This window comes from Bathymodiolus azoricus thioautotrophic gill symbiont, assembly GCF_001298715.1.
In the GTDB taxonomy this organism is placed as follows: domain Bacteria; phylum Pseudomonadota; class Gammaproteobacteria; order PS1; family Pseudothioglobaceae; genus Thiodubiliella.
The window spans coordinates 1-897 of the sequence record NZ_CDSC02000314.1; the positions used below are offsets into that span (position 1 = coordinate 1).

The following is an 897-nucleotide window of genomic DNA, read 5'->3' on the forward strand; positions in this document are numbered from 1 at the left end:
TATCACACTTTTTCAAGGCAAAGCACAAACGCAAGATTGGTGGGATGGTCAACACTTTGACAAAATTTTTCTTGATGCACCCTGTTCGGCCACTGGTGTTATTCGTCGTCATCCTGATATCAAATTACTACGTAAACCTAAAGATATCAGTGCTTTAGTTGCTCTACAAAAAGACATTCTCAATAATTTATGGACCATGCTTAAACCAGGTGGTACATTACTCTACGCCACCTGCTCCATCCTAAAAAATGAAAATGAAAACCAAATTGCGCAGTTTTTACAAAACCACTCAGATGCAATAGAAGAGAAAATCATGCTTGATTGGGGGCTTGAAACCACTCATGGCAGGCAGCAAACACCCTGTTATGAGTTTGATGGTTTTTATTATGCCATACTCAAAAAATTGGTGTAGAATAGTTTAATACCTTTTATTTGAAGGATATTTTTACATAACTCTTGGGGATAAAATGAAAAAAATACTACTAAGTATTGCTACATTAGTACTGCTAACACTAAATGTTCAAGCAGCTAATCCAAAATATGTCATTCAAGTTAGTACAGATGATGCTAAAACACAAAAAATTGCACTTAATAATGCAGTTAACTTACAAAAGCATTATGGTGGTGCAGATAAAGTAGATATTGAAATTGTTGCTTTTGGTCCAGGTTTGAGTATTTTAACAACCAATAATAAAAATACCAGTCGCGTAGAGAGCATGGCATTAAATAATATTAAATTTAGTGCTTGTCAAAATACTATGCGTGGTTTTAAGAGAAAGAAAGGTCATTTCCCAACATTAACTGACGGTGTTGATAAAACACCCGCTGGCGTGGTTAGGATTGGCGAACTACAACAACAAGGTTATTCATATATTCGACCTTAGCAAATAAAACAAC

1 protein-coding gene and 1 pseudogene are annotated in these 897 nt (G+C 35.1%); both read left to right on the plus strand.

Annotated elements, in window-relative coordinates; translation table 11 throughout:
- Positions 1 to 412, plus strand: a pseudogene (locus BAZSYMA_RS06090) (16S rRNA (cytosine(967)-C(5))-methyltransferase RsmB); the annotation flags it as partial.
- A 55-nt stretch (positions 413 to 467) separates the two neighbouring features.
- A complete protein-coding gene (locus tag BAZSYMA_RS06095; protein ID WP_090716718.1) occupies positions 468 to 884 on the plus strand; it encodes a DsrE family protein in 417 nt (138 codons plus the stop codon).
- The last annotated feature ends 13 nt before the right edge of the window (positions 885 to 897 follow it).

What these genes read in the sequence shown, in the direction of transcription:
- BAZSYMA_RS06095 (WP_090716718.1), top strand. Translation starts at nt 468, where the DNA reads ATGAAAAAAATACTACTAAGTATTGCTACATTAGTACTGCTAACACTA.